The 711-nt window shown below is 50.8% G+C and carries 1 protein-coding gene; it reads left to right on the forward strand.

What is annotated here, in order from left to right; genetic code table 11:
- Positions 1-52 precede the first annotated feature (52 nt).
- On the forward strand, positions 53-711 hold a 659-nt coding region (locus Xinn_RS21210), incomplete at its 3' end, for a phage baseplate protein (protein ID WP_099137837.1).

Consider the following 711-nt stretch of genomic DNA (forward strand, 5'->3'; position numbering starts at 1 on the left):
TTTTTATATCCAACCTCCTCGCTTCGGCGGATTTTCTTTTCATAGGTACGCTATGGACTTTCTCAGCGGTTTTAATACCACAACAGCCTCAGTGATAACGCGCTCTATCGGTAAATTTCTGTTTGATAATGTGATGATAGAAAACCACCGTTCCAGCCTGCGTATCACTGAAAACCCGATTGAATCCGGCGCAGCCATTGCTGACCACGCCATTCTGGAGCCGAAAGAAATCACGATTGCGGGCATAATGGTGAGCTACCAGCCTCCGCAGTATTTCAGTGCGATAATGGGCGGCAATTTTCCCGCCGCACTGGGCAGATACCCGCTCCCTGTCGAAATCAGGGCAATGACAAGGCAAACCGAAGCAATGGTGAACCGCTATATGGGGACAGGCGCAGCGATGCTGGATCAGGTGGGCTATAACCGTCCCGTCGCCCCGTGGTTGCCGAATTATCAGGGGCGCGCCAATGACCGTTCCCGCACACTGGACAGGATAGGCAAGGCCTATAATGACTTGCTTAATCTCCAGAAGAAAGGCGAGCCAGTGACAGTGATGACCGGTTTGAAGCAGTACAAAAATATGATGATTGTTAATATCAGCGTGACCCAGATGTACGATGGCTCAGCCGAGTTCAGCCTGACCCTGCGTGAAATCTTTATTGTCGAGACACAGACGGCAAAAGGGTTACACCCGAACCTGAAAAAAGCGGC

It is taken from the genome of Xenorhabdus innexi, assembly GCF_002632485.1.
Taxonomy (GTDB): Bacteria; Pseudomonadota; Gammaproteobacteria; order Enterobacterales; family Enterobacteriaceae; genus Xenorhabdus; species Xenorhabdus innexi.